Origin of the sequence: Streptomyces sp. NPDC057010 (assembly GCF_042673805.1) — a bacterium.
Lineage (GTDB): Bacteria > Actinomycetota > Actinomycetes > Streptomycetales > Streptomycetaceae > Streptomyces.
The window spans coordinates 120,236-146,068 of sequence record NZ_JBHUSC010000005.1; the positions used below are offsets into that span (position 1 = coordinate 120,236).

At 73.9% G+C, this 25,833-nt stretch carries 17 protein-coding genes; 7 read left to right on the forward strand and 10 right to left on the reverse strand.

Features of this window, described 5'->3' with window-relative positions; genetic code table 11:
• Window positions 1–16 precede the first annotated feature (16 nt).
• On the reverse strand, window positions 17–2,353 hold the full coding sequence (locus ACFTXQ_RS08145) for a PQQ-binding-like beta-propeller repeat protein (protein WP_382636996.1): 2,337 nt from the start codon (window positions 2,351–2,353) through the stop codon (window positions 17–19).
• A 37-nt stretch (window positions 2,354–2,390) separates the two neighbouring features.
• Window positions 2,391–4,415, reverse strand: coding sequence for a PQQ-binding-like beta-propeller repeat protein (locus ACFTXQ_RS08150; RefSeq protein ID WP_382636997.1), 2,025 nt, complete (start codon window positions 4,413–4,415; stop codon window positions 2,391–2,393).
• A 343-nt stretch (window positions 4,416–4,758) separates the two neighbouring features.
• Between ACFTXQ_RS08150 and ACFTXQ_RS08155 the strand changes: the two genes are divergently transcribed.
• Window positions 4,759–6,570: a galactose oxidase-like domain-containing protein gene (locus ACFTXQ_RS08155; protein WP_382636999.1), complete on the forward strand. Its 1,812-nt coding sequence runs from the start codon at window positions 4,759–4,761 to the stop codon at window positions 6,568–6,570.
• On the opposite strand, the gene ACFTXQ_RS08160 is transcribed toward ACFTXQ_RS08155, so the two are convergent.
• Complete coding sequence (locus ACFTXQ_RS08160) at window positions 6,504–7,307, reverse strand: ABC transporter ATP-binding protein (RefSeq protein ID WP_382637000.1); 804 nt, start codon at window positions 7,305–7,307, stop codon at window positions 6,504–6,506. The genes ACFTXQ_RS08155 and ACFTXQ_RS08160 overlap by 67 nt on opposite strands.
• The gene (locus ACFTXQ_RS08165; protein WP_382637002.1) at window positions 7,304–8,311 is read right to left on the reverse strand and encodes an alpha/beta hydrolase; all 1,008 of its coding nucleotides are present in this window, start codon (window positions 8,309–8,311) and stop codon (window positions 7,304–7,306) included. The genes ACFTXQ_RS08160 and ACFTXQ_RS08165 overlap by 4 nt, the downstream gene beginning before the upstream one ends.
• Before the next feature lie 600 nt (window positions 8,312–8,911).
• Here ACFTXQ_RS08165 and ACFTXQ_RS08170 point away from each other — a divergent pair.
• Complete coding sequence (locus tag ACFTXQ_RS08170; RefSeq protein WP_382637004.1) at window positions 8,912–9,562, forward strand: hypothetical protein; 651 nt, start codon at window positions 8,912–8,914, stop codon at window positions 9,560–9,562.
• A gap of 72 nt (window positions 9,563–9,634) precedes the next feature.
• Window positions 9,635–10,255, forward strand: a complete 621-nt coding sequence (locus ACFTXQ_RS08175) for a sortase domain-bontaining protein (RefSeq protein WP_382637006.1) — start codon at window positions 9,635–9,637, stop codon at window positions 10,253–10,255.
• Between the two features lie 9 nt (window positions 10,256–10,264).
• Here the strand turns inward: ACFTXQ_RS08175 and ACFTXQ_RS08180 are convergent, their stop codons facing one another.
• The 3 genes from ACFTXQ_RS08180 to ACFTXQ_RS08190 form a co-directional block, all read right to left on the reverse strand.
• Window positions 10,265–11,626 carry a sensor histidine kinase gene (locus ACFTXQ_RS08180; protein WP_382637008.1) on the reverse strand — a complete coding sequence of 454 codons (1,362 nt, stop codon included), beginning with the start codon at window positions 11,624–11,626 and terminating at the stop codon, window positions 10,265–10,267.
• A gap of 108 nt (window positions 11,627–11,734) precedes the next feature.
• On the reverse strand, window positions 11,735–12,445 hold the full coding sequence (locus ACFTXQ_RS08185) for a response regulator transcription factor (protein ID WP_382637010.1): 711 nt from the start codon (window positions 12,443–12,445) through the stop codon (window positions 11,735–11,737).
• Window positions 12,446–12,527: 82 nt separating this feature from the next.
• Entirely contained in the window at window positions 12,528–12,926 is a 399-nt protein-coding gene (locus ACFTXQ_RS08190; protein ID WP_382637011.1) for a VOC family protein, read from the reverse strand.
• 276 nt (window positions 12,927–13,202) lie between these two features.
• Here ACFTXQ_RS08190 and ACFTXQ_RS08195 point away from each other — a divergent pair, with 276 nt between their 5' ends.
• Together ACFTXQ_RS08195 and ACFTXQ_RS08200 are read left to right on the forward strand one after the other, a co-directional pair.
• The gene (locus ACFTXQ_RS08195; protein ID WP_382637013.1) at window positions 13,203–15,110 is read left to right on the forward strand and encodes a hypothetical protein; all 1,908 of its coding nucleotides are present in this window, start codon (window positions 13,203–13,205) and stop codon (window positions 15,108–15,110) included.
• Window positions 15,111–15,354: 244 nt separating this feature from the next.
• Complete coding sequence (locus ACFTXQ_RS08200; protein ID WP_382637015.1) at window positions 15,355–16,572, forward strand: globin domain-containing protein; 1,218 nt, start codon at window positions 15,355–15,357, stop codon at window positions 16,570–16,572.
• Here ACFTXQ_RS08200 and ACFTXQ_RS08205 read toward each other — a convergent pair.
• On the reverse strand, window positions 16,533–17,690 hold the full coding sequence (locus ACFTXQ_RS08205; RefSeq protein WP_382637017.1) for a DUF1152 domain-containing protein: 1,158 nt from the start codon (window positions 17,688–17,690) through the stop codon (window positions 16,533–16,535). The two genes, ACFTXQ_RS08200 and ACFTXQ_RS08205, sit on opposite strands and share 40 nt — an antisense overlap.
• A gap of 184 nt (window positions 17,691–17,874) precedes the next feature.
• Between ACFTXQ_RS08205 and ACFTXQ_RS08210 the strand changes: the two genes are divergently transcribed.
• On the forward strand, window positions 17,875–19,272 hold the full coding sequence (locus ACFTXQ_RS08210; RefSeq protein WP_382637018.1) for an STM4012 family radical SAM protein: 1,398 nt from the start codon (window positions 17,875–17,877) through the stop codon (window positions 19,270–19,272).
• A gap of 9 nt (window positions 19,273–19,281) precedes the next feature.
• Here the strand turns inward: ACFTXQ_RS08210 and ACFTXQ_RS08215 are convergent, their stop codons facing one another.
• Together ACFTXQ_RS08215 and ACFTXQ_RS08220 are read right to left on the reverse strand one after the other, a co-directional pair.
• Window positions 19,282–20,178, reverse strand: coding sequence for a DMT family transporter (locus ACFTXQ_RS08215; RefSeq protein WP_382637019.1), 897 nt, complete (start codon window positions 20,176–20,178; stop codon window positions 19,282–19,284).
• Between the two features lie 151 nt (window positions 20,179–20,329).
• Complete coding sequence (locus tag ACFTXQ_RS08220) at window positions 20,330–22,393, reverse strand: SpoIIE family protein phosphatase (RefSeq protein ID WP_382637021.1); 2,064 nt, start codon at window positions 22,391–22,393, stop codon at window positions 20,330–20,332.
• A gap of 220 nt (window positions 22,394–22,613) precedes the next feature.
• Here ACFTXQ_RS08220 and ACFTXQ_RS08225 point away from each other — a divergent pair, with 220 nt between their 5' ends.
• Entirely contained in the window at window positions 22,614–25,799 is a 3,186-nt protein-coding gene (locus ACFTXQ_RS08225; protein ID WP_382637023.1) for a tetratricopeptide repeat protein, read from the forward strand.
• The last annotated feature ends 34 nt before the right edge of the window (window positions 25,800–25,833 follow it).

Consider the following 25,833-nt stretch of genomic DNA (forward strand, 5'->3'; position numbering starts at 1 on the left):
CTCCTTCGGGTACGGGTCAGTCGGCCGGGAGGGCGACGACGGCCGAGGGCCGGGCGATGAGCAGGGTGCCGGGGGCCGTGGCGAGTTGGAACGGCTCGCGTGCCTCCACCCCGGCCAGCCCGGCCTGCCACAGGCGCTTGCCCGACGGCAGGCTGGTCGCGGTGATCTGGTGCAGGGTCGAGAGGTACAGGGTGCGCCCCGAGGCGCTCGCCACCATGCGCCCGAGCATGAACCACTCCAGGTTCTCGTCGAGTTCCTGGTCCCACAGCGTCCGGCCGGTGTCCGGTGCGACGGCGACGATGGGGCCCCTGCCGTCGTCGGTCAGGTACAGCGTGCCGCCGGTGAGCAGGGGCGGGGCGTTGGTGCCGGCGACGATGGCCTGCGACTCCCACAGCCGGTCGCCGCTCTTCAGGTCGTAGGCGTACGCGCGGCCGCGGGAGAGGAGGAACAGCCGCCCGCCGCCCGCCGGATCCACCGCGGATGCGGGGCCGCCGTGCACGTCGGGGAACGAGCGGTTCCAGAGCATGCGTCCGCCGCTCCGGTCGAATCCCGCGATCGCCAGGGTGCGGACGGCCTGGACGTCGCGGAACCGCTGCTGGGGGACCTGCACCTCCACGACGACGGTCTCGGGGCCGACGGCGACGGACAGGGAGAAGCCGAAGCCGTCCGGGAGCGGGGTGCGCCACAGCTCCTTGCGGTGGTCCAGGTCGAAGGCCGCGATCAGGTGGCCGCCGGTGGGGGTGCCGTCCCCGACGAGGAGCCATGCGGTGGCGCCTTCGACGGCGAGCACCTTCGAGAGGTTCTCGTACCGCTGCAGCCACTGGGTCCGGCCGTCGCGCAGCGAGACGAGGGACAGTCCCTCGCGCGAGCTCGCGAGGAGGCGGTCGCCCGGTGCCTGGACGGGAAGGTTGAGACTGCCGGTGTCGGGCAGCTGCCACACCTCCTTGCCGGTGCGCAGGTCGTGCCCGTACAGGCTGTCGCCGCGCACCATCAGGAACCGGTCGGCGCTGCTCACCGGGAGGAGCTGGATGCGGGCCGTCGGGTCGTCGAGGCGCCACAGGGCTGCCGGGGGCGTGCCGGGAACCCTGGGGACGCCGCCGGCCGAGGGTTCCGGGCGGGCGGGTTCGGGGGTGCGGGTGGACCAGGCGAGGGCTGCGCTCGCGCCGAGCGCCGCTCCGGCACCGGCCGTGAGCAGGCGGGAGAGGACCAGGCGGCGGGTGGGGTGTGCGGGTGCCGGGGCGGTGTCGGTATCCGTCGGGTCCGGCCGGTGGGCGCTTTCGCCGCCGGCTCCCAGAGCGGGATCGCCGGCGGACGGGGTGGTCGCCACCGCTGTCGGGGACGCGGCGGGCGAGGGGCCGTCCGGCTCCAGGTCGGCGATCGCCTGGGCGCGTACGGCCAGGGCTGCGACGATCCTGCCGGGCAGCGGGTCCGGGGGCCGCTCCGCATCTAGCTCGCCCGGCGCCAGCGCCTGCCGCAGTTCCGCGGCGGTGGGGCGGTCGGCCGGCGCCGGGGCCAGTGCCGCGGCCGTGATCTCCGCCAGATCGCCGGGGAGGGACGGCAGTTCGGGCCGGTCGTGTACGGCGCGGTACGCCAGGACGGGCGGCGGGCCGTCGCCGAAGGGCAGTCGTCCGGTGGCCGCGTGGATCAGCAGCACCGCCAGGCCGTAGACGTCGCCGGCCGCGGAGGAAGGCCGGCCGGCGGCCACTTCCGGGGCCATGAAGGCGGCGGGCACGGTCGCCACGCGGCTCTGCGGTTCCGGCTGCCCGGGCCCTGCGTCGCGGGCCCGGGCGGCGGCTTCCGCCTCGGCGTCCGGTCCCGCTTCGGCGTCCGGTCCCGGTTCGCGGCCGGGCGCGGGCAGCGGGCGGCAGGCGTGCAGGGCCATCAGCAGCGGGCGGCCGGTGGTGAGCCAGACCCCTTCGGGTCCCACGGCGCCGTAGCCGATGCCCCGGGCGTGCAGAGCCGCCAGGGTGTCGGCGACCGCCCCGGCGAGCCACACCGTCTGCTCCAGGGGCAGGACCCCGGACCGCGCGCCGGGCCGCTGCTGCCCCACGTCGGCGAGGGAGACGGCGGAAGCAGGGGCGAGCGCCACCCACGAGGGTTCGGTCCCGGTCCGCAGCTCCAGCACGGCCGGTACCCCCGGGACGGGGCCGCGGCGCAGCTCCTCGGCCGCCGGGTACGCGGCCGGGGGCAGCAGGCAGACCACCGCGTGCCCGTGGTCCCGGTCGCGGCCGAGGTACATGCCGTTGAGCGGCGGGACCGGCCGGGGGCCGGGCCAGCGCGCCAACAGCCGGTACGGCCCCGTCGACCGCGGGTCTTCGGGCAGCAGCCCCTCCCCCAGACGTCCGTCCGCCATGCGTCCCCCATCCCCCTCGTGGCCCCGGTCGGGCCGGTCACATGCCGGGCAGGGCGCGGACCGCGCCGCCGCGTTGCCAGATGACGGCGCCCGCGGCGACCGCTCCCCGCCAGGGGAGGCCTGCGGCGACGTCCCCCGCCGGGGCCGGTGCGAACACGTACTGTTCGGCCGCGCGCCCGGTGTGCACCACGAGGATGCCGAGCTCGGGCTTCCGCAACGGCACGAAGACCCCGGAGCCTGCCACCAACGGGGCCTGGTCCTGGGCCAGTTCCTCGCCGGCGAGCACGGTCCAGGCGGGGGTGCCGGTCTGCGCGTCGATGCTCCGGAGCTGGCGGCCGTCCGCCACGTAGACCGTGTCGCCGGCCGGCGCGGGCGTGCCGAAGCCGGCGCTGTCGTCGGCGGGCAGGGTCCACAGCTGTGCGCCGTCGGCCCTGGCCAGACAGGTCAGGGTCCGGTCGCCGCCGCCCACCACCACGGCGCGCGCGGACAGCGCCGCACGCCGGCCGTCGGTCCCGGCGGGGCGCCGCCATACGGTGCTGCCGTCGGAGGCGGAAAGGGCCGCCACCCCGCCGGTGGCGGAGGCCAGGACCAGCAGCCCGTGTCCTGCGGCCCCGAGGAGCGTCGGGCCCGGCACCGGAGCCGGCACGCGCCAGCGCACCGCGTGGTCCGCCCGCTTCAGCGCCGCCACGCGGCCCGCGTCGTCGAGGACGTAGGCCTGGTCCTCGTCGGCGGCGAGCAGCGCGGTCGCCCCGCCGGACGTACGGTGGCGCACCGTGCCGGTGCCGGCGTCCAGGAACAGGACCGCGCCGTCCGGTCCCAGGGCGACCGGCCGGCGGCCGCCCAGGAGGTCGTTCACCGCGGGGCCGTGCGCGCGTCGTTTGCCCGAGACCGGATCGTGGAGGGCGATCTCGCCGGAGCCGTCCGCGAAGCACGCCCACCCGTCGGCGTCGACCGGCCCGAAGGCCGGCCGGGCCGCGGCGCCGTCGTAGGACCACAGCGGCTGTGGCACGGTGCCGGGCGGGCCGCTCCAGCGGGGAGCGGGCGTCCGGCCGGAGCCGTCGCCGCCCTGGGAGCGCAGGAGGGCGGTGGCTCCGGTCGCGGCGAGGAGCACGGCCGCGCCGGTGCCCGCGAGCAGCCTGCGCCGGGCCGGCAGCGGCGGGCCGGCGCCCAGGGCCGTGGCGGCGCGCCGGATCTCGGCGGCGTCGGCGACCACCTCGGGCGGGAGCCAGCGGTCGGCGGGGCGCAGGGCCGTGTGCCGCGGGTCGAGTGCCTGCGCGACCTCCGCGGCGGTGGGCCGGTCGGCCGGCCGTTTCTCCAGACAGGCGCGGATCACGGGCGCCGGGCCTGCCGGTAGGCCGGCCAGGTCGGGCTCCTCGTACGCGGTACGGAAGTCCGCGCGGACGGGGTCGCCGTCGAAGAAGGCGTGCCGGCCGGTCAGCGCGAACACGAGCAGCGAGCCGAGGCAGAAGACGTCGCTCGGCGGCCCGAGGGGCTCCTTCACCACCTGCTCGGGCGACATGTAGCCGGGGGTTCCGGGTCGCTGCCCGGTCGCCGTCAGGGTGGCGTCGCCGCTCACGCGGGCGATGCCGAAGTCGACCAGGCGGGGGCGGTCGGCGCCGAGGATGACGTTCGAGGGCTTGAGGTCGCGGTGGACGACGCCGGCCGCGGCCAGGGCCGTCAGGGCGCGGCCGAGCGCGGCGGCGAGGACGCACGCGGCCGGCTCGGGCAGCGGCCCGTGGCGCAGCACCGCGTCGGCGAGGGTCGTTCCGGGCACGAATTCGGCGGCGAGCCAGGGCACTTGGCCCTCGGTGGAGGAGCCGAGCACGGTGGCGACGAAGGGGCTGCGCACCGCCGCCGCTGCCGCGGCTTCACGGGTGAACCGCTCGCGCAGGTCCGTGTCACGGAACAGTTCGGGCCGGATGGTCTTGAGGGCGACCGGGCGGCCCCTGCGGCGGGCCAGGTAGACGGTCCCCATGCCTCCCGACCCGAGCACGCCCAGGATCCGGTGACCTCCGAGCTGCGCGGGCGCGCCGCCCGGCAGCGGGGCAATCACTGGTCTCATGGCGTGATCGTATGCGTGCGGCCGTCAACGGGCGCCGGAATCGCGGAAGTTGAAGGGCCTCCGCGTCGGGGCGAGCGAGCCGGGGCGCGCCGGCCGGGAGCCGGCCGGCCTGAACGGGTGGTGGGGGGCGGTCGGCACGGTGTGGCTTTCGCCGCGTCAGGCGGACGGGTGCGGCCGGAAGGAGGAGCCGCGAGCGCCCGCGGGACGCGATTCCTCGGGGCGGTGGCCGCACCGGTGCACGAGCGGCCCGGGTGCGGGGCGGTGCCGGGGGCCGTAGATGTGGGCCGACGGGCGGGAGGTCCCCGCCCGCGGTCGACCGTGTCCTGCCGAGGAGCTCCGTCCGATGTCACACATGCAGCAGTCCATCAGGGGTGCGGTGCTCTCTGCGCTGGCGGCGGCCGTCCTCGCGGCCGGTGTCCTGCCGGCGGCGGCCCACGACGGCTCGGCCCGCCCGGAGGAGGAGGCCGTGCTGGGTGCCGGGCACGCCCGTGAGCACGCCCGGCTCCGTGAGGGTCTGGAGCGGCTGGGCGGCTACTCGCAGCTGGCCCGGACCGAGAGCCTGAGGGAGCTGACGGCTTCGCAGGAGCGGGCGAACGCGCACTTCCACCCCAAGGCGTACGGGCAGTTCGCCGAGTACTTCCCCTCCCCCGACTTCGCGGCCCACATCGCGATGCTGCCGACGGGGAAGGTGCTCCTGTTCTCGTTCGAGCGGATGGAGACCGATCCGACGGAGGAACCCGCCCCCACCGGTACCACCGGCAGGGCGAACGCCGGACGGGCCTTCCTGTGGGACCCGGCGAAGGGGACCGGGGCCGGAGCGTTCACGAAGGTCACGCCGCCCGTCGTGGCGGTTCCGGACGGCACCGGGCAGGACCGGCCGGCGCCGTTCTTCTGCTCCGGCCACGCCTTCCTGCCCAACGGAATGCTCGGCGTGTTCGGCGGCAACCTGGGGTACGGCGGCGGCGCCGGCGCCCGGCTGTCCTTGGTGTTCGACCCGTGGACGGAGACCTGGGCGGTCAACAAGGACATGGCGGTCGGCCGCTGGTACCCCTCGGTCGTCACCGCTCCCAGCGGCCGGCTGCTGATCATGTCCGGGCACTCGGAACAGGGCTGGGGCACCTCGACCTCCCTCATCGAGCGCTTCCCCGCCCTGAACCACCCCGTGCCGCTCGACCGCTCCACCGTCCCCCGCGGCCTGCCCACGGACAGCCTCCGCGTGGACGCCCCGTTCGGCGCGGACAGCGACTACCCCCACCTGTTCACGCTGCGCGACGGCAAGGTGTACGGGCTCGGCCGCGACGCCCCCAGGCAGTGGGCCTTCGACCCCGTCGCCGAGACCCGGACGGACCTGCCCGCCCGGCCCGACGGCACCCACCGCGGCTACGGCTCCGCCGTCGCCCTGTCCGCGCCGGGCTTCCGCGGCCCCGATTCCGTCCTCGTCCTCGGCGGTGACCGGGACGACCCCGACACCTACCGGCTCGCGAACGGCCTCTGGGAGAAGCAGCAGCCCCGCGCGTTCGGCCGCACCCAGGACACCACGCTCCTGCTGCCCGACGGGGGCCTGCTCACCGTCAACGGCGCCTTCTCGATCCGGGACTACGGCAACGGCCCCTACAACCCGAGCGCGGACCTCAAGTACCGGCAGACCGAAACCCGCGACGCCTCGGGCACCTGGCGGCTCGGGCCGGTGCAGCGGCTGCCGCGCGGCTACCACGCCAACGCGGTGCTGCTCCCCGACGGCCGGGTCGTGGTCACCGGCGACGAACTCCAGCAGCTCGCCAACGACCCGCGGATCGACGACGACATGAACGGCAGCATCGAGATCTTCGAACCGGCCTACCTCCACCAGGGCACGCCGCGGCCGCGCCTGGACAAGGTGCCCGCCGGCCCGGTGTTCCACGGCTCCCGGTTCAGCGTCACCACCTCCACGCCGGAGCTGGTGAAGAGGGCGGTCCTGGTGGCGCCGACGACCGCGACCCACGCCGTCAACACCAGCCAGCGCCAGCTGGAACTGCGGATCACCCACCGGAAGGGGAACGTGCTGCACCTGCAGGCACCGCCGACCGCGGCGGACGCCCCGCCCGGCTACTACATGCTGTTCCTGCTGGACGAGCACGGCGTGCCCGGCGTCGCCCGCTTCATCGCGCTGCGCTGACGGTCCGTCTCCCGGTCGATGTGCCGGGCGGTCGGGCGGCCGCCGAGCTGACCGGTGAACCGGCCGTCGTCGAGGAAGACCACGCGGTCGGCGTGGGAGGCGACGACCGGGTCGCCGGTGGACATGACGACGGTCTGTCCGCAGTGGTCCACGAGACTGCGCAGGAGGGCGAGGACGCCGCGCTCCGCCGCGGAGTCCAGGGAGCCGGTCGGCTCGTCGCAGAAGAGGACGTCGGGACGGGTGACCAGGGCGCAGGCCAGGGCCACCCGCCGCCGCTGTGCGCTCGACAGCTCCGCCGGGCGGTGCCGGGCACGGTCGACGAGTCCCACTTGGGCCAGGGCGCGGGAAACCTCCCCGTCCAACGGGCTGCGGCGGGCCAGCAGCAGCCGCACTGCCACGTTCTGCCCGGCGGTGAGGACGGGCACCAGGTTGTCCCGCTGGAAGACGAACCCGATGCGCGCGCGGCTCAGTGCGCTCAGCGGGCGCGGCGCGAGGTGGGCCAGCTCCGTGGTGCCGTGGCGGATCGAACCGGAATCGGGGTGTTCGAGGCCCGCCGCGCACCGCAGCAGGGTGGACTTGCCCGCCCCCGGCGGCCCCATGACCGCGGTGAGGGCCGCCCTGCGGAAGGCGAGGGTGACCCCGTCAAGTGCGGTGACCGTACGCGAGCCGGCCCCGTAGGTCTTGGTCACGGAGGTCAGTACGACCGCGTGCCGGCCGGTGAGGGGGTTGCCGTTCACGGTGGTCCTCCCTGGGTGGCCAGGTCGTACGGCAGCAGCCGCGGGTCGGGGGGCGGCGACGGGAACAGGGCCCGGCGCAGGGCGTAGACGCGGTCCTCCCGCATCCGCAGCGTCACCTCGGTGCCGGGGATGGAGGTGCAGCCGTGGAAAGTGCCGGGGTAGTGGTGCAGTTCGGTGGTGACGCCCGCCTGGACGAGCCGTTGGGCGTAGCGGACGCCTTCGTCGCGGACCGGGTCGAACTCGCACACGGCCACGTACGTCGTCGGGAGCCCGCGCAGGTCGCCGGCGCGGGCCGGGGCCGCGAACGGCGACACCTCCGGGCCCCCGGCGCCCGCGCCGAGGTAGTGGAACCAGCTGTACGCCGCCTGGATCCGGTCCAGGACGGGAGTGTCGACGTACGCCCGGGCGGATTCCGTGTCGAGCCGGTCGTCGAGCATCGGGGTGCTGAGCAGTTGGAAGAAGGGCCGCGTGCTGGCCCGGTCGCGGGTCAGCATGGAGAGCGCGGCGGCGATGCCGGCTCCGGCGTCCTCTCCGACGACGGCGATCCGCTCCGGGTCGATGCCGAGGGCGCGTTCCTGGCCGACGACCCAGTTGAGCACCGCGTGGGCGTCCATCACGGCGTGGGGGTAGGGGTGTTGGGGAGCGAGCCGGTAGTCGACGTTGACGACCACGGCGCCGAGGGTCGCCGCGGTCCACACGCACTCGTCGTGTCCGGTCTCGAGGTCCCCGGTGACGAACCCGCCTGCGTGGAAGTAGAGGATCGCCGGCAGGGGACGGGCGTCGGCACGGTGGTCCGGTTCGTACAGGCGGACCACGACCGGCGGTGATGCGGCGGGACCGGGGACGTTGACGTCCCGGATCCGCAGGCCGTCGGGGACCGCGTACAGCGGGCGCTGGAACTGCACGCCCCGGACGTGCCCTTGTGCCGCGTCGGGGTCGCTGAGGTCGACCGCGGGCAGCACCGGAACCCAGGGGGCCAGCTCTCGGTCGTACGCGTAAGCCATCAGAATCCAGAACTCCCTCGGTCACCGCGCGAGGTCGGCGCGGTCACGGGCGGTCGGTGGCGCGCATGGTCGCCCAGCCGAGCCCGGCGACGACCGCGGGTGCGGAGCCGGACGGAGTGCGGCCGGAGGGGGGCGTGGGCGGCTGCAGGTACGGATGGGGATGGGGAGGTACGCACGACTCGGCTGCCGCGCGCACACCGCGGGAGAAGGCGACGATCGCCTCGGCGGCGGTCGGAGTACGGCGGCCTGCCCGACTCCTCCACGAATTCGATTCATTTGCCATGAAGCAACTTCCTCACTCCGACCTCTATACAACAGGTCGCATCGGTTCCCGCAATTGGAAGGCCGAGCTTAGATTCCCGTACCCAAAAGGTGGTGGGATACCTGAGGTGAAATTCAGGACGTTGGTCCCGAGAGGTTCACAGCCTTGAATCGAGTCTGAAGCACGCCTCAGGATCGGCAGGGTGTTCGCCCGCCTCGTTATAAGTTCCGAGGGGTTGCGGGATTGTTCTCCTCTCGACCGCATACCCGCTCCGCCGGCACCTTTCCAGTGCCGAGCGAGAATTTGAAATGAACTACATGAAGGGCTTTCAGAAACTCATGCGTGTCAATCTCCGCGCCGCTGCCATCGTGGCGGGCGCCGCGGCCGTCATGTCCCTCCCGGCCTCCAGTGCCTTCGCCAACGGAAACGACCTCCCGGCACCGGCTGCCCTGGCGACTCCGCCGTTCACCCCGCCGCCGATCGACCCGGTCGAGGAAAAGACGGAGCGGGAGTCGGTGGGCGAGCAGCAGCTGGCCGACGGCTACGCCGCGGATGTCTACAAGCTCGTCGGCAAGTACAGCAAGGAGGTGAAGGGTTACGAGGCGGAGATCCGCCGGAACCTGACCGGCGCGCTGGTCAAGCTGACCTCCAAGAACCCCACGGGCAAGCACGACGCCTACACCTTCACCCTGTCCCGCAGCGGCAAGGTCACCGCCGTCAAGGACCAGCCGAAGGGCGACAACCCGAAGGGCGACAACCCGAAGGGCGACCAGCCCAAGGGTGACCAGCCGAAGGGCAGCCAGCCCAAGGGCCAGGACAAGGGCCAGGACAAGAAGCCGGTCACGCCGAAGGGCGGCGTCAAGGCCGGGGCCGAGGGCGTGCAGTCGGACGACAACGCCGGCCTGATCGCGGGCGGTGCCGGTGCTGCGGCCGTCGCTGCCGCCGGTCTCGGCTTCACCCTGGTGCGTCGCAGCCGCACCGGCTGCTGATCCCTGCCTCTTCACCGGCCGCCGGGCGCTCTGCGCGCCCGGCGGCTGTTTCGCGTACCCCTGGAGCACACGATGAACAACAACCCTCTCCGGCGCACCCGCGTCGCCTCCTGCACGGCCGTGGCCGCCCTGGCCGTGAGCCTCCTCGCCGGATGCAGCGGCGAGGCCGAGCCGCCCGCACCCCCGAAGGTCGGCAACACCGCCGCCGCCCCGGCCCCGGACACCGCCCAGCCGCTGCCGAAGTCCCGTCCGACCGGCATGCGCATCGCCGCGGCGGGCGTGGACGCCGGAAAGATGGTCGACCTGAAGGTTGATCCCTCCGGTGAGCTCGGCGTCCCGGACCCGAACACGGATGCCAATACCCCCGGTTGGTGGTCCGAGGGGGTCACTCCGGGTGAGAGCGGGGCATCCGTCCTCGTCGCGCACTTCGACACCGCGAACGGCCCTGCCCTGATGAAGGACGTCAAGAAGATCAAGCTGGGCGACATCGTCGAGGTGCCGCGCGAGGACGGCCGCACCGCGAAGTTCAAGGTCCGCGAAATCGAGAACGTCGGCAAGAAGGACTTCCCGACCGGGAAGGTCTACGGCGACACCGCCCGGCGTCCCGAACTCCGGCTGCTGACCTGCGGCGGCGACATCAAGGACGGGCACCGCACCAACAACATCATCCTCTACGCCGATCTCGTGCCGTAGGACGTCCGCTCAAGCCGACCGGGGCGCAGGCGTTTCGTCCACGGCAGGCAGGCTGAGGACGAAACGCGCCCCGCCGGCCGGAGCAGAGGGCTCTTCGGCGGTGAGGGTGCCCCGGTGGGCCGCGGCGATGGCGCGTGCGATCGCAAGCCCCAGGCCGGCGCCTCCGGCGTCGCGGCTGCGGGCCGCGTCGAGCCGGGTGAACCGCTCGAAGACGCGTTCCCGGTCCGCGGCGGCGATCCCCGGCCCGTCGTCGGCGACTTCCAGCGTGACGCGGCCCGCGTGCGGGGCGACCGAGACGCGGACGGTTCCGCGCGCGTGCCGGCAGGCGTTGCCGACCAGGTTGGTGATGAGCCGGTTCAGGTGGGAGGCAGTACCGAGGACCGCCGCACGGCCGGGGGCGTCGACGCTCACGGTGACGGGGGTCCCGACCGGGCTCCGGACCCCGGTGCACGCATGCGCACGGGCCAGCGCGGCCAGGTCGACCTCCGCCTCGCGGCCCGGCCGGTGGGCGTCGAGGCGGGCGAGGAGCAACAGGTCCTCGACGAGCTCCTGGATCTGCTCGGTGTCCTCCAGGGCCCGTGCGGCGGTCCGGGGCCAGTCGGTCCGCGCCGGCCGGGCCAGGGCGAATTCCAGCCGGGTGCGCAGGGTCGTCAGCGGGCTGCGCAGCTCGTGCGAGGCGTCGCCGGTGAAGGTGCGGAGCCGGCCCACGGCCCGGTCGAACCGTTCGAGGGTGGAATTCAGCTCGACGGCGAGGCGGCCGATCTCGTCGCGCCCCTTCGGGACCGCCAGCCGCCGGTGCAGGTCGGTGGCGGTGATCTCGGAGACCTCCCGGCGCAGGGCCTCGACCGGCACCAGGACCCGTCCGACCGCGGTCCAGGTCAGCCAGGCCCCGATCAGCACCAGGGCGAGGGTGAGCGGAACGGCCCACAGGGTCATGGTCCGCAGGGTCTGGCCGACCGGGCCGAGGTCGACGCGCGCGGTGACCCGGTAGCCGTCGTGCGCGGACACCTCCGCCTCACCGGCGCTGTCGTCGACGGGCGCTCGCCGGGATCCCGGATGGTCGGCCAGGCGGGCCGCCGAGGCGGGGTCCCCCGTGTCGACGGCGGCGGGGGTGCTCTCCACCGGTGTGCTTCCGCGCGACGCGTCAGGGGCGGATCCGGGGTCGGCCTCCAGGACGACGACGGACACCGCCTGCTTGCGGGCCTCCTCGTGGGCGGTCCGCGTCAGGTCGGTCCGCATGGTGGCGAGGAACACCGCGGCGGCGGTGACCAGGGCTAGGGCCAGGGCGGCGGCAACCGCTGCGGTCGCGCGCGCCCGCAGCGTGCGCGGGCGGAGCAGGCCGGCGATCCGGGGCGGGCGTATCACCGGCACGTGAGCGGCGCCTGGTCGGCCGGGCGGAGGGACTCTTCGAGCAGACGCACAGGCATCGCCCCATTCTGCCCCGTTTGCTCCGGGGCCCCTTCGTACCTGAAGCAGGCTTCAGGGAAGGCGGGTGGAGGGGTGCCAGCGGCCGGGTTCCCTGCCCGTACTGAGCCGGTAGCCGCGGCCGCGGACGGTGAGGATGCTCGCCCGGCCGAAGGGGGCGTCGATCTTGCGGCGCAGGGCGCTGATGTAGACCTCGACGACGTTGAGGGGGCGGTCGGACTGGCCGTCCCACACCCGCTCGATGATCTCGGGCTTGGCCACCACCTGCTCGGCGCGTTCGGCGAGGCAGGCCAGGACGGCGAACTCCTTCGCGGTGAGGTCGACTTCGTCCTGCCCGCGCCAGACCCGCATGGCCACGGGGTCCACGCGCAGCTCGCCGACCTGCCACCCGGTCGGCCGCTGCCGCCCGCCCCGCCGGGCCAGCGCCTTCAGCCGTGCGACCAGCACGACGAACGAGAACGGCTTGACGAGGTAGTCGTCCGCGCCGGTCTCCAGCCCTTCGGCGATGTCGTACTCGCCGTCCTTGGCGGTGAGCATCAGGACCGGCGTGACGTCGCCCGAGGCCCGGAGCCGGGTGCAGAGCTCGTAGCCGTGCATCCCGGGCAGCATCACGTCGAGCACGATCACGTCGTAGCCGCCGTCGATGGCCCGGCGCAGGCCGGCCCTCCCGTCGGAGGCCCACTCGGTCTCGAACCCCTCCTCGGCCAGTCCCTGCCGCAGCAGGTCCGCGAATCGGGCGTTGTCTTCCACCAAAAGCAGACGCATCGCCACAGAATGGCCCGGCTCCGGCCGGGAGCCGGGCGAAGCTGAAGGCGGGCTCAGCCTTCCCCTCCCCGGGGGGCGGGGGTCACTCGGGCAGGTTCAGCTGCCAGGAGACGCCGAAGCGGTCGTTCACCCAGCCGAACCTGGCGCTGAAGCCGTACGACCCCAGCGGCATCAGCACCCCGCCCTGTTCGGAGAGGGCGCCGAAGAGCCGGTCGAGCTCGGCCTCGGTGTCGCACTGCACGAAGAGCGAGACCGCCGGGGTGAAGCCGAAGCCGTGCTTGACGTAGCTGTCGATGCACATGAACCGCTGCCCGGCGAGCGAGAACGTCGCCGTCTGCACCGTGCCCGCTTCGCCGGGTCCGTCGGCGCCGTAGCGGGTCATGTCGATGACCTCGGAGTCGTCGAAGAGCGACATGTAGAAGGTCATGGCCTCCTCCGCCCGGCCCTCGAACATCAGGAAGGTGGTGATCTTCTGCGGCATCGACGCCATCGTGCCTGCCCTTCGGGTGAGCGTGGGAGCCCGTCCCGCCGAGGCTAGGACACACATCCGACACCGGTGGCCGACAGGGACCCGCTGCGCCCTGGTCGGCCCAACTTTGTTTCTTTCACACGATCGGATGTCGTTACGGCCCCATCCGGTGCGACACGTCCCGACTCCCCCGTCCGCAGGGCCCGGTCCGTGCAAGGTGGGTCCAGCTTTCGGCGCCCCGGCACCTCCGCCCGCGCGCCCGTCGAGCAACGGAAGGGCCTTTATTCGATGGCAATGGCGAGGGCCCTGCTGCCCGCCCTGCTCTCCCTGGCACTGGCGGGCGCTCCCGCCGTGCTCCCGAACACCGCGGCGGCCGTGCCCTACGACGGGCAGACCCGCCGCGAGAGCGCCCTGTTCAGTGTGAAGTCCACCAACAACGCGGCGGCCCAGGCCTTCACGGTGGCCGGCACGCGGATCTCCCGCGTCAGCGTCTACTTGGGCAGCGGCGCCGCCACGGGGACCGTGACCGCCCAGATCCGCCGGGTCCGCGCCGACGCCGGGTCGGCGGTCGCCTCCAGGACCCTGAACCTGGCCTCGCTGGGCGGGGCGGGCGCCGGCTGGGTCGAGTTCCCGGTCGGCGCCGACGTCACCGCGGGCGCCACGTACTACCTGTTCCTCCAGGCGACCACGGCGGAGAACAAGCCCATCGCCTGGTACGGCACCCGGCAGTCGGTGCCCGGCTCGCTGACCAGCTGGAACTACGACAGGGCCTACTGGGGCGGCTGGCACGCCGACACCTCCCGGCTGGCCTTCCACGTCAATCCCACCGGGAACGAGCGCTGCGGGGAGACGGAGCCCTGCTACGTACCCACCTCGGCACTCGCCGCCCGCACCTCGGGACTGCTGACCAACCGGGTGGCCACCGAGGCCGTACTTCCCTCCTTCGCCGTCGGCGCCTCCTACGTCGACGGCAGCAACGTGCTGCGCCTGCCGTCCGGCCGGTGGCGGTACCTGCCCGACGGGGCCTCCCGGTCCGCCGTGGTCGAGGCGGACGACCCGGGCGCCCTCGCCCAGATCGACGAGAGCCGCGCCTGGCTGGCCACGGGCCGGGTGCCGGGGACGACCGCCGCCCGGCGGGCCGCGGCGCAGCGCGCCCTGCTGTCGATGCGGGCGCTGCTGAAGCCCAACGGCGCGTTCGCGGCGGCGTGGGCGCCGCCGTGGGAGTACTCCTGGCCCAGGGACGGCGCCTTCGCCGCCGTCGCCTTCGCCGCCACCGGGCACGACGAGGAGGCGTACCGGATCCTGGACTACGACGCGCGCACCCAGCGGGACGACGGAACCTGGGAGGCCCGTACCCTGCTGGACGGCAGCGGGCCGCCCGACGGGCGCAAGTGGCAGCTGGACGGCAACGGCTGGGTGCCGTGGGCCACCTGGCAGTGGTACCGGGCCGCGCCCCCGGAGGGGCGCGACGAACGCCTGCGCGCGCTCTACCCGATGGTGCGGAACGCGGCCGACTACGCGGCCCGGTCCCTGGGCCCGAACGGGCTTCCGCCCGCCTCTCCGGACTACTGGGAGCTGGGCACCGCGTCCACGAACATCGGTACCGCCGCTCCCCTGCTGGCCGGGCTCAACGCGTCGGCCGACCTGGCCGCCCGGCTGGGCAGGGGCGGGGACGCGGAGCGCTGGGGGGACGCGGGCCGGCGGCTGTCCGCCGGTATCGCCGCCGCCTTCGCCCCGCTGGGCTACGGGCGGACCATCGACGGCAAGCACGGCCGGGACAGTGCGGTGGCGTTCATGGCGCCCCCCTTCAACGCCGCCCCGCCCGACCTCGGCGAAGCGCTGGACTCCACCTACCGGGCGCTGCTGCTGCCCAACGGCGGCGTCTCGCCCGGCAACGACCCCGATTTCAGCTGGGGATCGTACGCCTGGACGGCCAGCACCTCCTTCTTCGCCCTCGCCTGGTCGGGTACGGGCGAACGGACGCGGGCGGGAGGGGTGCTGGACTGGGTGCTGTCGAAGCGGAACGGGCTGGGCGAGCTCCCCGAAACCGTGAACGGGGCCGGACGGCCTTCGTCGGTCGCGCCCCTCGGCTGGACGGACTCGCTGGTCGTCCTCACCGCACTGGCCCTGGAGGGCTCCCCGCAGCCGACCCCGCCGGCGCGGGCCGCGGCGCGCACGGGGGCGGGCTCGGAGTAGCGACAGGTGGCGGCGCCGGCCGGGGTCTCCCCTCCGGCGCCCCACCGATCCCGGTCCGCAAAGCATTGCCAAATAGACATATCAACCTGACCGGAATGGGTCCTTCCGGCCATATCCCTTAGCTACTTCTGAGTCACCTCCGCGGTCATGTAGCGTCCGGAATCGCCCAGTCCGTTTCGATGCCCGACACCGCCCCACGGTCATCCGGTGAGTCGTCCCGCACAGCGGGCAGAGGAGCGCTGCCTTGAGATTCCGGCTCAACCGTGCGAACTACGCACCCGCGCCCGGCCCGGTCCCGCACCCCGCGGAGCCGGAAGCCCCCCAAGGACCGCTGTCGGCCCGCGAAATAGACCTCATACGCGCCTCGGTCTCGGTGGTCGAGCCGCTGGCCGCGGAGATGACGGTCTACTTCTACGCCATCCTCTTCACCCGCCACCCCGAGGTCCGTCCGATGTTCCCTCCGGGGATGGACGCGCAGCGCGGCCGCCTGCTGCGCGCGCTGCTGCGCATCGTGGACCTGGTCGACGACCCGGAGGGCCTCGTCCGCTTCTGTGGACACCTCGGACGCGACCACCGCAAATTCGGCGCCCTGGCCGCTCACTTCCCGGCCGTCGGCGAGTGCCTCCTCGCCTCCCTCGCCCGCTACGCCGGCTCCGCGTGGACCACGGACATCGCCGCAGCCTGGACCAAGGCCTACGGGGCGGTCGCCCAGGTCATGATCGATGCGGCGGAGGAGGATGAGGCGCTACGGCCCGCCGTCCGGCCCGCCACGGTCGTCCACCGCGTCTCCCGCGGCAACGGCATCGCGGAGATCACCGTACGGCCGCACACCTCCTACGAGTACACCGCAGGCCAGTACCTGAGCATCGAGACCCCCTGGTGGCCCAAGCGGTGGCGCTACTACTCCCCCGCCAACGCACCCCGCGAGGACGGCACCCTCACCTTCCACGTGCGGGCGGTCCCCGGCGGCTCGGTCAGCACCGCACTGGTGCAGCGGGCGACCGTGGGCGACGTGGTCCAGCTCGGCCCCCCGATGGGGGACATGGTCCTGGACGCCGCCGAATACGGCGAGCTGCTCTGCGTGGCCGGCGGCACCGGTCTCGCCCCGATCCGCGCGCTCGTCGAGGAGGTCGCCCGTCGCGGCGGCCACCACCAGGTCGACCTGTTCCTCGGCGCCCGGACCGCCGCCGAACTGTACGGAGTCGACGACATGCTCCGCATGGCCCAGCGACACCACTGGCTGACGATCAGGGGCGCGGTCTCCGACGAGTACGTGCCCGGGATCCGCGGCTCCCTGCCGGAGGTGCTGGCCGAGTACGGGCCGTGGTACCACCACGACGTCTATCTCAGCGGCCCCGCCCCGATGGTCGTCTCCGCCAGGGAAACGCTCACCCTCAACGGCACCCTGCCCGAACGCATCCACTACGACCCGTTCGACGCACCCGCCCTGTCCACTCCCTGAGCGATCCGAGCCGCGTCAGGGCGCGCGCCGTTCAGCCGCCACAGCGGCGGCGCCTGCCGCCCGGGAGCCTCCGTTCGCAGCAGGGCGAACAAGTACCGGGCCTCCGCGACGGTCAGGTCGAGCTCCTCGGCGATCTTGCGGCTGGTGACGTACGCGATGCCGCCGGCCAGCGTGCCGCGCTCCCAGGCGGCGAACCGGGCGCGGACGCTCCCGGCCTCCCGGCCCGTCCGCGGTGCGGGCGCCGCCTCGGGGTGCGCCGCGCGGTGGCGTTCCCGCTCGATCTCCGAGAAGCCGCACACCGCGCGGGAGGCCGCCTCCGCGTCGTCCAGGCTCGCGGAGCCGGCGAGTGCGCGGGCGAGGGGGTTGAGTTCGAGCGCCCGCTCCAGCGTGAGGCGGTGGACCTGGCGCGCCGAGTCGTCCAGGAGGACGGGGCGGGGGGCGTCCCGGGTGCCGCAGACGCCGCGCACCCCCCGGGCAGCCGCGACGAGCAGTGCGCTCGCCTCCGAGGGGTGCCAGTCGAAGACGCCCAGCACTCCCCCGGTGTGCGCCGCCGTGAGGGCGAACGCGGGCTCGCCGAGCCTGGGGAGGAGTTCCGGCAGGGGCACCTCGTTGTCGAGGCCGGGCCCGGCGACGTACACGGTGGTGTCGATCCCCGTCGCCGCGCAGCCCGCGAGGGCCAGGGCATCTCCGAGGGGGCTGCGCAGGGTGGGCTCGTCGCCGCGGGCCACGATGTCGCCGCCCACGTCGACGATGTCGATGCGCTCGGCCCGGCACCAGCGGGCGGCCGCGCCGATCTGCCGCGCGAGGCCGAGCGCGCCCCCGTACGGGTCGAGCAGCCCGAGCCTCGGACGCAAGTCGGCCGCCAGGCGCGGGACCAGTGAGCCGGCCGGGGGGACGGGCGCGGTCGCCGCGGTGACCAGTGCGAGGTCCGGGGCGGCCGTTTCCGTGCCCGTGAAGTCGCTGGCGCGGCGCGGTCCGGGGACGGGGTCGACGACCAGCCGCTCCCACGCGTAGGTCAGGACGAGGGCAGGGGCCTCCGCTCCGTGCAGGGCGGTGTGCACCACGGCCGCGGTGATGGCGTCGCCGCCCCCGCCCGCGGCTATGAGAAGTCTCTTCATGACGGATACGGAACCTCAGTTCAGGACAGAACCGACCCACTTCCAAACAAGTACATATGAAGATCTATATACGCAAACCCAATTTGTGCGAATCGCACTACAGAAATGAACTCGACGCCACCCTACAGTGACGACTCGTCACGAACAGCTATCTTCTGTTTCTGAGAGTGAGTCACATCCAGCCATGGCGACGACAGTTAACCTCCCCATGCCCTCCGTCCCCAGCCCCGTTCCCGCAGGCGAGCCGGAGACTCCGTACGAGCAGTACGTGTACGCCTACCCCCACCAGAAGGCCTACCGCCTGCTGGAGGACGGCCCGCTCCTGAGCGACCTGTGGTCCAAGGAACGCCTCGACGCGCTCTCGCTCTACGTGCACATACCCTTCTGCGAGATGCGGTGCGGCTTCTGCAACCTGTTCACCCGCACCGGCGCTCCCGAGGACGTCACCAGCGCCTTCCTCGACACCCTGGAGCGCCAGGCACGCGTCACCAGACGGGCGTTGGAGGCCAAGGGCGAGCCGATACGGTTCCCCCTCGCGGCGTTCGGCGGGGGCACGCCCACCTACCTGACGGCGGCCGAGCTGGAGCGGCTCTGCGACATCTGCGAGGGCGTCATGGGCGCCGACCTGAAGGCGGCCTCCTGGTCGGTGGAGACCTCGCCGGCCACGGCCACCGCCGACCGGATCGCCGTCCTCGCGGAGCGCGGCGCGACGCGGCTGAGCATCGGGGTGCAGAGCTTCATCGACGAGGAGGCGCGCGCCGCCGTGCGCCCGCAGAAGCGCGAGGAGGTCGAGGCCTCCCTCGCCCGGCTCAAGGACGCGAACTTCCCCGTCCTCAACATCGACCTCATCTACGGCATCGACGGCCAGACCGAGCGCACCTTCAAGGTCTCCCTGGACGCCGCGCTGGCCTGGCAGCCGGAAGAGGTCTACCTCTACCCGCTGTACGTGCGCCCGCTGACCGGGCTCAGCACCCGCCACGCCAAGACCCTCCAGGACTGGAACGACCAGCGGCTGCGGCTGTACCGCTACGGCCGCGACTACCTGCTCTCGGCGGGCTACGAGCAGACCTCGATGCGGGTCTTCAGGCGCCTGGGCACCGCCGCCGTGGAGGACACCGACGGCAGCAGCATCAGCGAGTACAACCAGCAGGCCGGAATGGTCGGTCTCGGCGTCGGCGCCCGCTCGTTCACCACCGACCTGCACTACACCACCGACTACGCGGTCGCGGTCCCCGAGGTGCGGCGCATCATCGACGACTACATCGCCACCCCGACCGAGCAGTTCGAGCGCGCGCAGTGGGCGTTCCGGATGGACGAGGGCGAACGGCGCCGGATGTACGTACTGCAGCACCTGCTGGAGTCGACCGGCCTGCGGGTCGCCGACTACGAGCAGCGGTTCGCCACGCGGTTCGAGGACGACTTCGCACCCCAGCTCGGCACCCTGCTGGAGAAGAACTGGCTCCGGGAGAAGGACGGCACGCTGGGTCTGACCCTGGAGGGGATGGCCTGGGCCGACGCCGTCGGCCCGATGTTCTTCTCGTCCAGGGTGCGCGAGAACATGACCTCGTACCAGGACCGCTGACCGGTCCGCTCAGCCGGTGACGGGCGCCGGGTCCGGCTCGGGCTCGGCCCGGCGGCGCCGCGGCACGGACACCAGGGCGAGCCCGCCCAGCAGCAGCGCGGCGCCGGCCGCGGCGAGCGGCCCCGGCCGCTCGCCGAGCAGCGCCACTCCGAGCACGGTGGCGACCAGCGGTTCCGTCAGGCTCAGCGTCCCCGTGGTGGCGGCGCTGAGCCGCCCGACTCCGCGGGTGAAGAGCAGATAGCCCAGCGCGGTCGTGCCCAGCCCCAGCCAGCCGATCAGCGCGACCGCGCGCGGGGCGGCCAGCCCTTCGGGAGCCACCAGCAGGAACGGAGAGACCAGCAGCCCCGCGCACAGCACGCTGACCGGAGCCGCGGCGCCCAGATCCGCACCCCGCGCGCCCAGTTCCTTGGTGGCGGCGATGTAGACGCCGAAGCTCGCCCCCGCCACCACACCGCCGAGCACACCCAGCGCATCCGCGCGGGCCCCACTGCCGGGCAGCAGGAGCAGTCCGATCCCGGCGACCGCGCAGGCCGTCCCCCACAGCCAGCGCGCAGTGGGCCGCTCCCCGGAGAGCAGTCGCGCGCACAGACCGCTGACGACGGGCACGGTCCCGAAGGCGACCGCGGTCGCCAGAGCCGCCCCGCAGCGCTCGACCGCCTCCAGGAAGCAGACCTGGAAAGCGGCCGTGACCAGCACGCACAGCGCGACCCACCGCCGTGCGCCGGGCCGCCACAGCGTGCGCAGCCCCTTCGGACGCACCGTCAGCACAGTGAGCACGAGCCCGCCCAGCAGCATCCGGGCCGCGCCCAGCGACGCCGGGTGCACCCCGGTGTCGGCCCAGATCTGCGCCGGTCCCACGGTTCCCCACAGGACCGACGCCACCAGCACGGAAGCCACAGCGCCCACGACAACCCCCCGCTCAACACTTCCAGGACGTGCTGAACGTATCGGGGCTGACTTCTGTGGACCTACTGGGGGAAACCATGAGATTTCCGGCTCCCGCCCCGGCCGGTCCGTGGGTTCACACCAACCGGGCGTCCGCCGCGCGGTACCCGCCCTAGCCGCCGACGCGGGCGACCAGCAGCGCGACGTCGTCATCGGCCGCCGCCGGAACGAGGTGGGTGATCAGCGAGTCGCACACGTGGTCCAGCTGCCGCCCGGGATCCGCGAGCAGTTGCGTCAGTTCGGCGAGCCGTTCGTCGAGGTCGCGTCCGCGGGCTTCGATCAGTCCGTCGGTGTAGAGCACGAGGAGGCTCCCGGCCGGCAGGTCGAACTCGGTGGGGGTGAAGGCGACGCCCCCGACGCCCAGGGGGGCGCCGGGCGGGGTGTCCAGGAGCTGGACCGTGCCGTCGGGGAGCACGAGTGCGGGCGGCGGGTGTCCGGCCCGGGTGACGGTGCAGTGCCCGGTGGCCGGGTCGCACACGATGTAGAGGAACGTGGCCAGCATCGGCTCGGCCAGATCGCCGAGGGCCGCCTCCAGCTGGTGCAACAGCCGTACGGGCGACAGGTCCAGGCGCGCCAGGGCCCGTACGGAGGCGGACAGCCGGCCCATGACCGCGGCCGCGGCGATGCCGTGCCCCATGACGTCGCCGATGAGCAGGCCCGCCTTGCCGCCGGCCAGGGGCAGGACGTCGTACCAGTCACCGCCGACCTCGTTGACGTCGCTCGCGGGGAGGTAGCGGTGGCTGACCGCGATGCCCGCGGGCGGGGTGATGTGCTGGGGGAGCATGCTGCGCTGGAGGATGACGGCGGTCTCGTGCTCACGGTGGTAGAGCCGCGCGTTGTCGATGCTGAGCGCGGCGCGGGCCGTCAGTTCACCGGCGAGGGTGACGTCTTCGGATCCGAAGGGGCCGATCGGGCGGGTGCGGTAGAAGGTGGCGACGCCGAGCACCGTCTCCCGGGCCACCAGGGGCGCCATGATGAACGAGTGCACGCCCACCGCGAGCAGTTGCGCGGGTTTGGCCGAGTGGCGGGCGGCGGGGGCGATGGCCTGCTCGTCGAGTCGGGCGATCAGGAAGGACTGCCGGGCGGCGAGGGCCTGGGTGTAGGGGGCGGCCGCGGGGAAGACGAGGGTCCCTCCGAGGGGAGCGAGGATGTCGGTCACCCTGGATCCGGACAGCGGGGCCTTGCCGAGGCGGCGCAGGGCGACCCCGCCTGCCAGCCCCGTTCCGGGCTCGTCCCCGCGCGCCAGCGCGTCCAGGACGTCCACGGTGACGGCATCGGCCAGGCGCGGCACGGCGAGATGGGCGAGTTCCTGTGCGGTGCGCTCCAGCTCGAGACTGGAGCCGACGCGGATGCTGGCCTCACTGAGCATGGCGAGCCTGCGCCGGCCCGCTTCGGCTTCCACGTGGTCGCGCTGCTGCTCGGTGATGTCGACGAGCGAGGCGATGACCCCGATCGGCATCCGGGCGGGATCCTCGACCCGGACGTAGGAGCAGGACCACACCCGGTCGTGGTCCGGTTCGGCCGGCGTCCGCCCGACGCGCCGGCGGTCCAGCAGCGGCTGCCCGGTCTCCAGCACCTGCACCATGGCCTCCTCCATCTCGTGGGCGTTCACCTCCGGGAGGATCTGGGCCAGGCGGCGCCCCACGTGCGCGGACTCCGGCAGGCCGTTCATGGCTTCGAGAGCCGCATTGACCTGCAGGAACCGCAGCTGGGTGTCGAGGACGGCGATGCCGACCGGGGAGCGGGCGAACAGGCCGTCCCAGACCGCCGAAGAGCCGCGGATGCGCCGTGCCGCGTGGGCGTCCGCGGCGAAGACCAGCACCGTGGCCGCGCCGTGCCCGCGGTCGGAGACGGGAGAGGCCCAGATCTCCACCTCCAGCGGGTGGCCGTCGCGGTGCCAGGCGGTCACCGTGCCCATCACGCCGCGCCCCGTGGCCGCGGCCTCCCAGAGGGAGCGGCCCAGGCTGCGGTCGGATCCCGGATGGAGCAGGTCCGCGATGTGGCGCCCCACGATCTGCGGAGGGGCGTATCCCAGCAGTTCCTGGGCGACCTGGTTCCAGCGCACGATCGTCCCGTCGGCGCTGGTCGCCACCAGCGCGACCGGCAGCGCGCCCAGCCATCCGCCGGCAGCCTGGGCGGCGCCGCTGATCAGGTCGTCGACCGGGATGTTCTCCACAGATCCATCGTCTGCCGGTCCGCACGCGACCGCCTCCTGGTCACATTCCGCTGCCGATCGATCACCGATGGTCGCCGCACCCGTGGCCGGCGGGGCCATACCCAACCGGCTCGTCCGACGCGATCATTGACGTGAGCACGATCCGCGTTCCCGGTCGAGGAGGACTGGTGTGTGAGGAAGCGATGACGGCACCGTCCACCGCCGCCACGGCGCAGGTCGGATGAGCGCGGCCGGCACCGGCGACGATGCGGCGGCGGGATCCCGCCAGGTCGTAAGGGCGGAAGGCGGGTTCGCCTACGGGGTGGTCGGCGCCGACATCCACGTCTTCGGGGACGGCACCCCGCTCTACGTACTCGAGAACTGGCGGCCACCGCCCCCGACCGACCCGCAGTGGCTGCGGGAGATGCCCAGCAGGATGCTCAACGCCCGGTTCGCGGTGGTGGAGTTCACCGGCCGCGAGGACGAGCTCGGTGAGCTGGACCGGTGGCGGGACCAGGGGCCGAGGCTCGGCGCCCGCTGGCTGCACGGCCCGGGCGGGCAGGGCAAGACCCGCCTGGTCGCCGAGTTCGCCGCCCGGTCGCAGGCCGCCGGCTGGAAGACCGTGACCGCGACCCACGGCCCCGGATCCGTGCTGCCCCCGCCCGGCAGCCAGGACCTGCGGCTGAACGGTGCCCGCGGTCTGCTCCTCGTCGTCGACTACGCCGACCGCTGGCCGCTGACCCACCTGACCTGGCTGCTCAGCAATGCCGTGCTCCACCTCCCCGGCGTGCGCACGCGCGTCCTGCTGCTGGCCCGGACCGCCGACACCTGGCCCGCCGTGCGCGCCGCGCTCGCCAACCACCAGGCGGGCACCTCCGCCCAGCTCCTCCAGCCGCTGCCGCCCGAGGCACACGGGCCGCGCGCGCGGATGTTCCGGGCCGCCCGCGCCGGCTTCGCCGCCCGCTACGACCTGCCCGCCACGGCCACCGTCGTACCGCCGGGGCCGCTGGACCACCCGGATTTCGGCCTCGTCCTGGCGGTCCACATCGCCGCCCTGGTCGCCGTCGACGCCCATGCCGCGGGCCGCCGGCCGCCACCCGACATGGCCGGGCTGACCACGTACCTCCTGGACCGGGAACACTTGCACTGGGCCCGCCTCTACGGCGACTCCACCCACGACCTCGACCCGGCCGGACGCACCTACCGCACGCCGCCGCACGTGATGAACCGGACGGTGTTCAGTGCCGTGCTCACCGGCGCGCTGGAGCCCGCCCGGGGTACCGCGGTGATCGGTTCCCTGGACCCGCACCCCCGGCACCACCGCCACCCGCCTCCCGAGCGCGTCCTGGCCGATCACGGCCTCTGCTACCCGCCGGCCGATCCCGGCCGGCCCACGGTGCTGGAGCCGCTCTACCCGGACCGCCTCGCCGAGGACTTCCTCGCCCTGACGCTCCCGGGCCACGAGGCCGACTACCCGGCCCAGGGCTGGGCGGGCGCCACCGCGACGGCGTTGCTGTCCAGGGGGGACGGCACCCGGCCCGCTCCCCCCTGGACGGCCCGGGCGGTCACCTTCCTGGCCAGTGCGGCCCACCGCTGGCCGCATCTGGGCCCCCGCCACCTCTATCCGCTCCTGCGGGAGGACCCCGGGCTCGCGGTGGAGGCCGGCAGCGCCGCCCTGACCGCCCTCGCCGCTCTCGAGGACATCGACGGCGCACTGCTGGAGGCCGTGGAGGCCCGCTTCCCCTTCCCCGAGCGCCACGTCGACCTCGACCCGGGCATCGCCGCCTTCACCGCCCGGCTCGCCGAGCACTGGTTCTCCCTCAGCGACGACCCGGCGGTGCACGCCGCCGTCTCCTTGCGCCTCGGCATGCGCCTGATCAACGCGGGGCTGTTCGCGGAAGCCGCGGAGGAGGTCGGGTACTCCGTGGCGATCCACCGGCGGCTGGCCGCCTCGCGCCCCGTACCCCATGCGCGCGAGCTCGCCATCGCCCTGTACTTCCTCGGCGCCGGCCTGGGGATGACGGGTCGCGCACAAGAGGCCGTGGCCGCGACCGAGGAGGCGGTGGCCATCCTGCGCCGGCTGGTGGAGACGGACGGCTCCGACGGATCGGAGGACTCGACCGCGTCCCCCGAGAGCCTGCTCGCCGCCACGCTGACCAACCTCGGCACCTGGCTGAACGGCACGGGGCGACGGGCCGAGAGCCTCAAGGCCTACGAGGAGGCGTCGGCCGTCCGCCGGCGGCGGGGTGCGACCGGCCCCTACAGCGACGAAGAGGACGCGCAGTTCCTCCACAACCACGGCAATGTGCTCCTGGACACCGGGCGCACCGCCGAGTCCCTGGCCGCGACCGAGCGGGCCGTGGCGACCCGGCGCAGGCTCGCCGCCGAGAACCCCGCCGCCAACCTGCCCGATCTCGCCGACTCGCTGGTCAACCTGGGCAACTCCCTGGCGGCCGTGGGGCGCAGGGAGGAAGCCCGGGCCGCGTCGGAGGAGGCGGTGGCCCTGTACCGAGGCCTCGTCGACGCGAACCCCACCGCCTACCGGCCGGGCCTCGCCAACGGCCTGTCCGGTCTGGCCGGGGACCTGGCCGCCCTGGAACGCCTGGAGGAGGCCGCCGTCGTGGGTGAGGAGGCGGTGGCCCTGCGCCGGCGACTCGCGGCGGCGGATCCCGGGGCCCACGAAGCCCGCCTCGCCGTTTCGCTGTCCAACCTGGCCCTGTGGCGGGCCCGCACCGGCCGGGCGCCCGAGGCCCTGGGGGTCGCGTCGGAGGGCGTGCGCATCCACCGCCGACTGTGCGAGGCCCAGCCCGCCGCCTTCGAGTCGAGACTGGCGGACTCACTGAACAACCTCGCCGTCACGCTGACGGGGCTGGACCGGAGGGACGAGGCGGTTGCGGTCATGCAGGAAGCCGTGGTCCTCACCCGACGCCTGGCCGTCCGAGAACCCGCCGCGTACGGACAGAGGCACGGTCGCGCGTTGCACGACCTGGCCCTGCTCCTGACCTTCGGGGGGCGGTGGGCGGAAGCCGAACCGTACGCGCAGCAGGCCGTCGCCGTACTGCGGGCACCGGCCGAGGCGGATCCCACCGCCCACGAGCCGGCCCTGGCCAAGGCGTCCACGAACCTCGCCCTGTGCCTGGGGCAACTGGGGCGGTGGCCGGAGGCCTTGGAGGCGGCGGCGCAGCCGGTGGCGTACCACCGGCGCATGCGCGGGGCGCCGCCGCTCGGCCACGAACCGCTCCTCGCCCTCCTCCTCGCCGGCATCGGCCGCCATCACGCGGACGCGGGGAGATGGCGCGACGCGCTCGAGGCGGCCGAGGAGGCGGTGGCCGTGCTGCGTCCCCTGGCCGCCGCGCACCCCGGTACGCACGAGCCCCAACTGGCCGCAGTCCTGCAGGACCTCGACGCGTACCGCGCGCGGGCATGACCCATTGTCAGACCCCGTTGGTACGGTCTGGCAC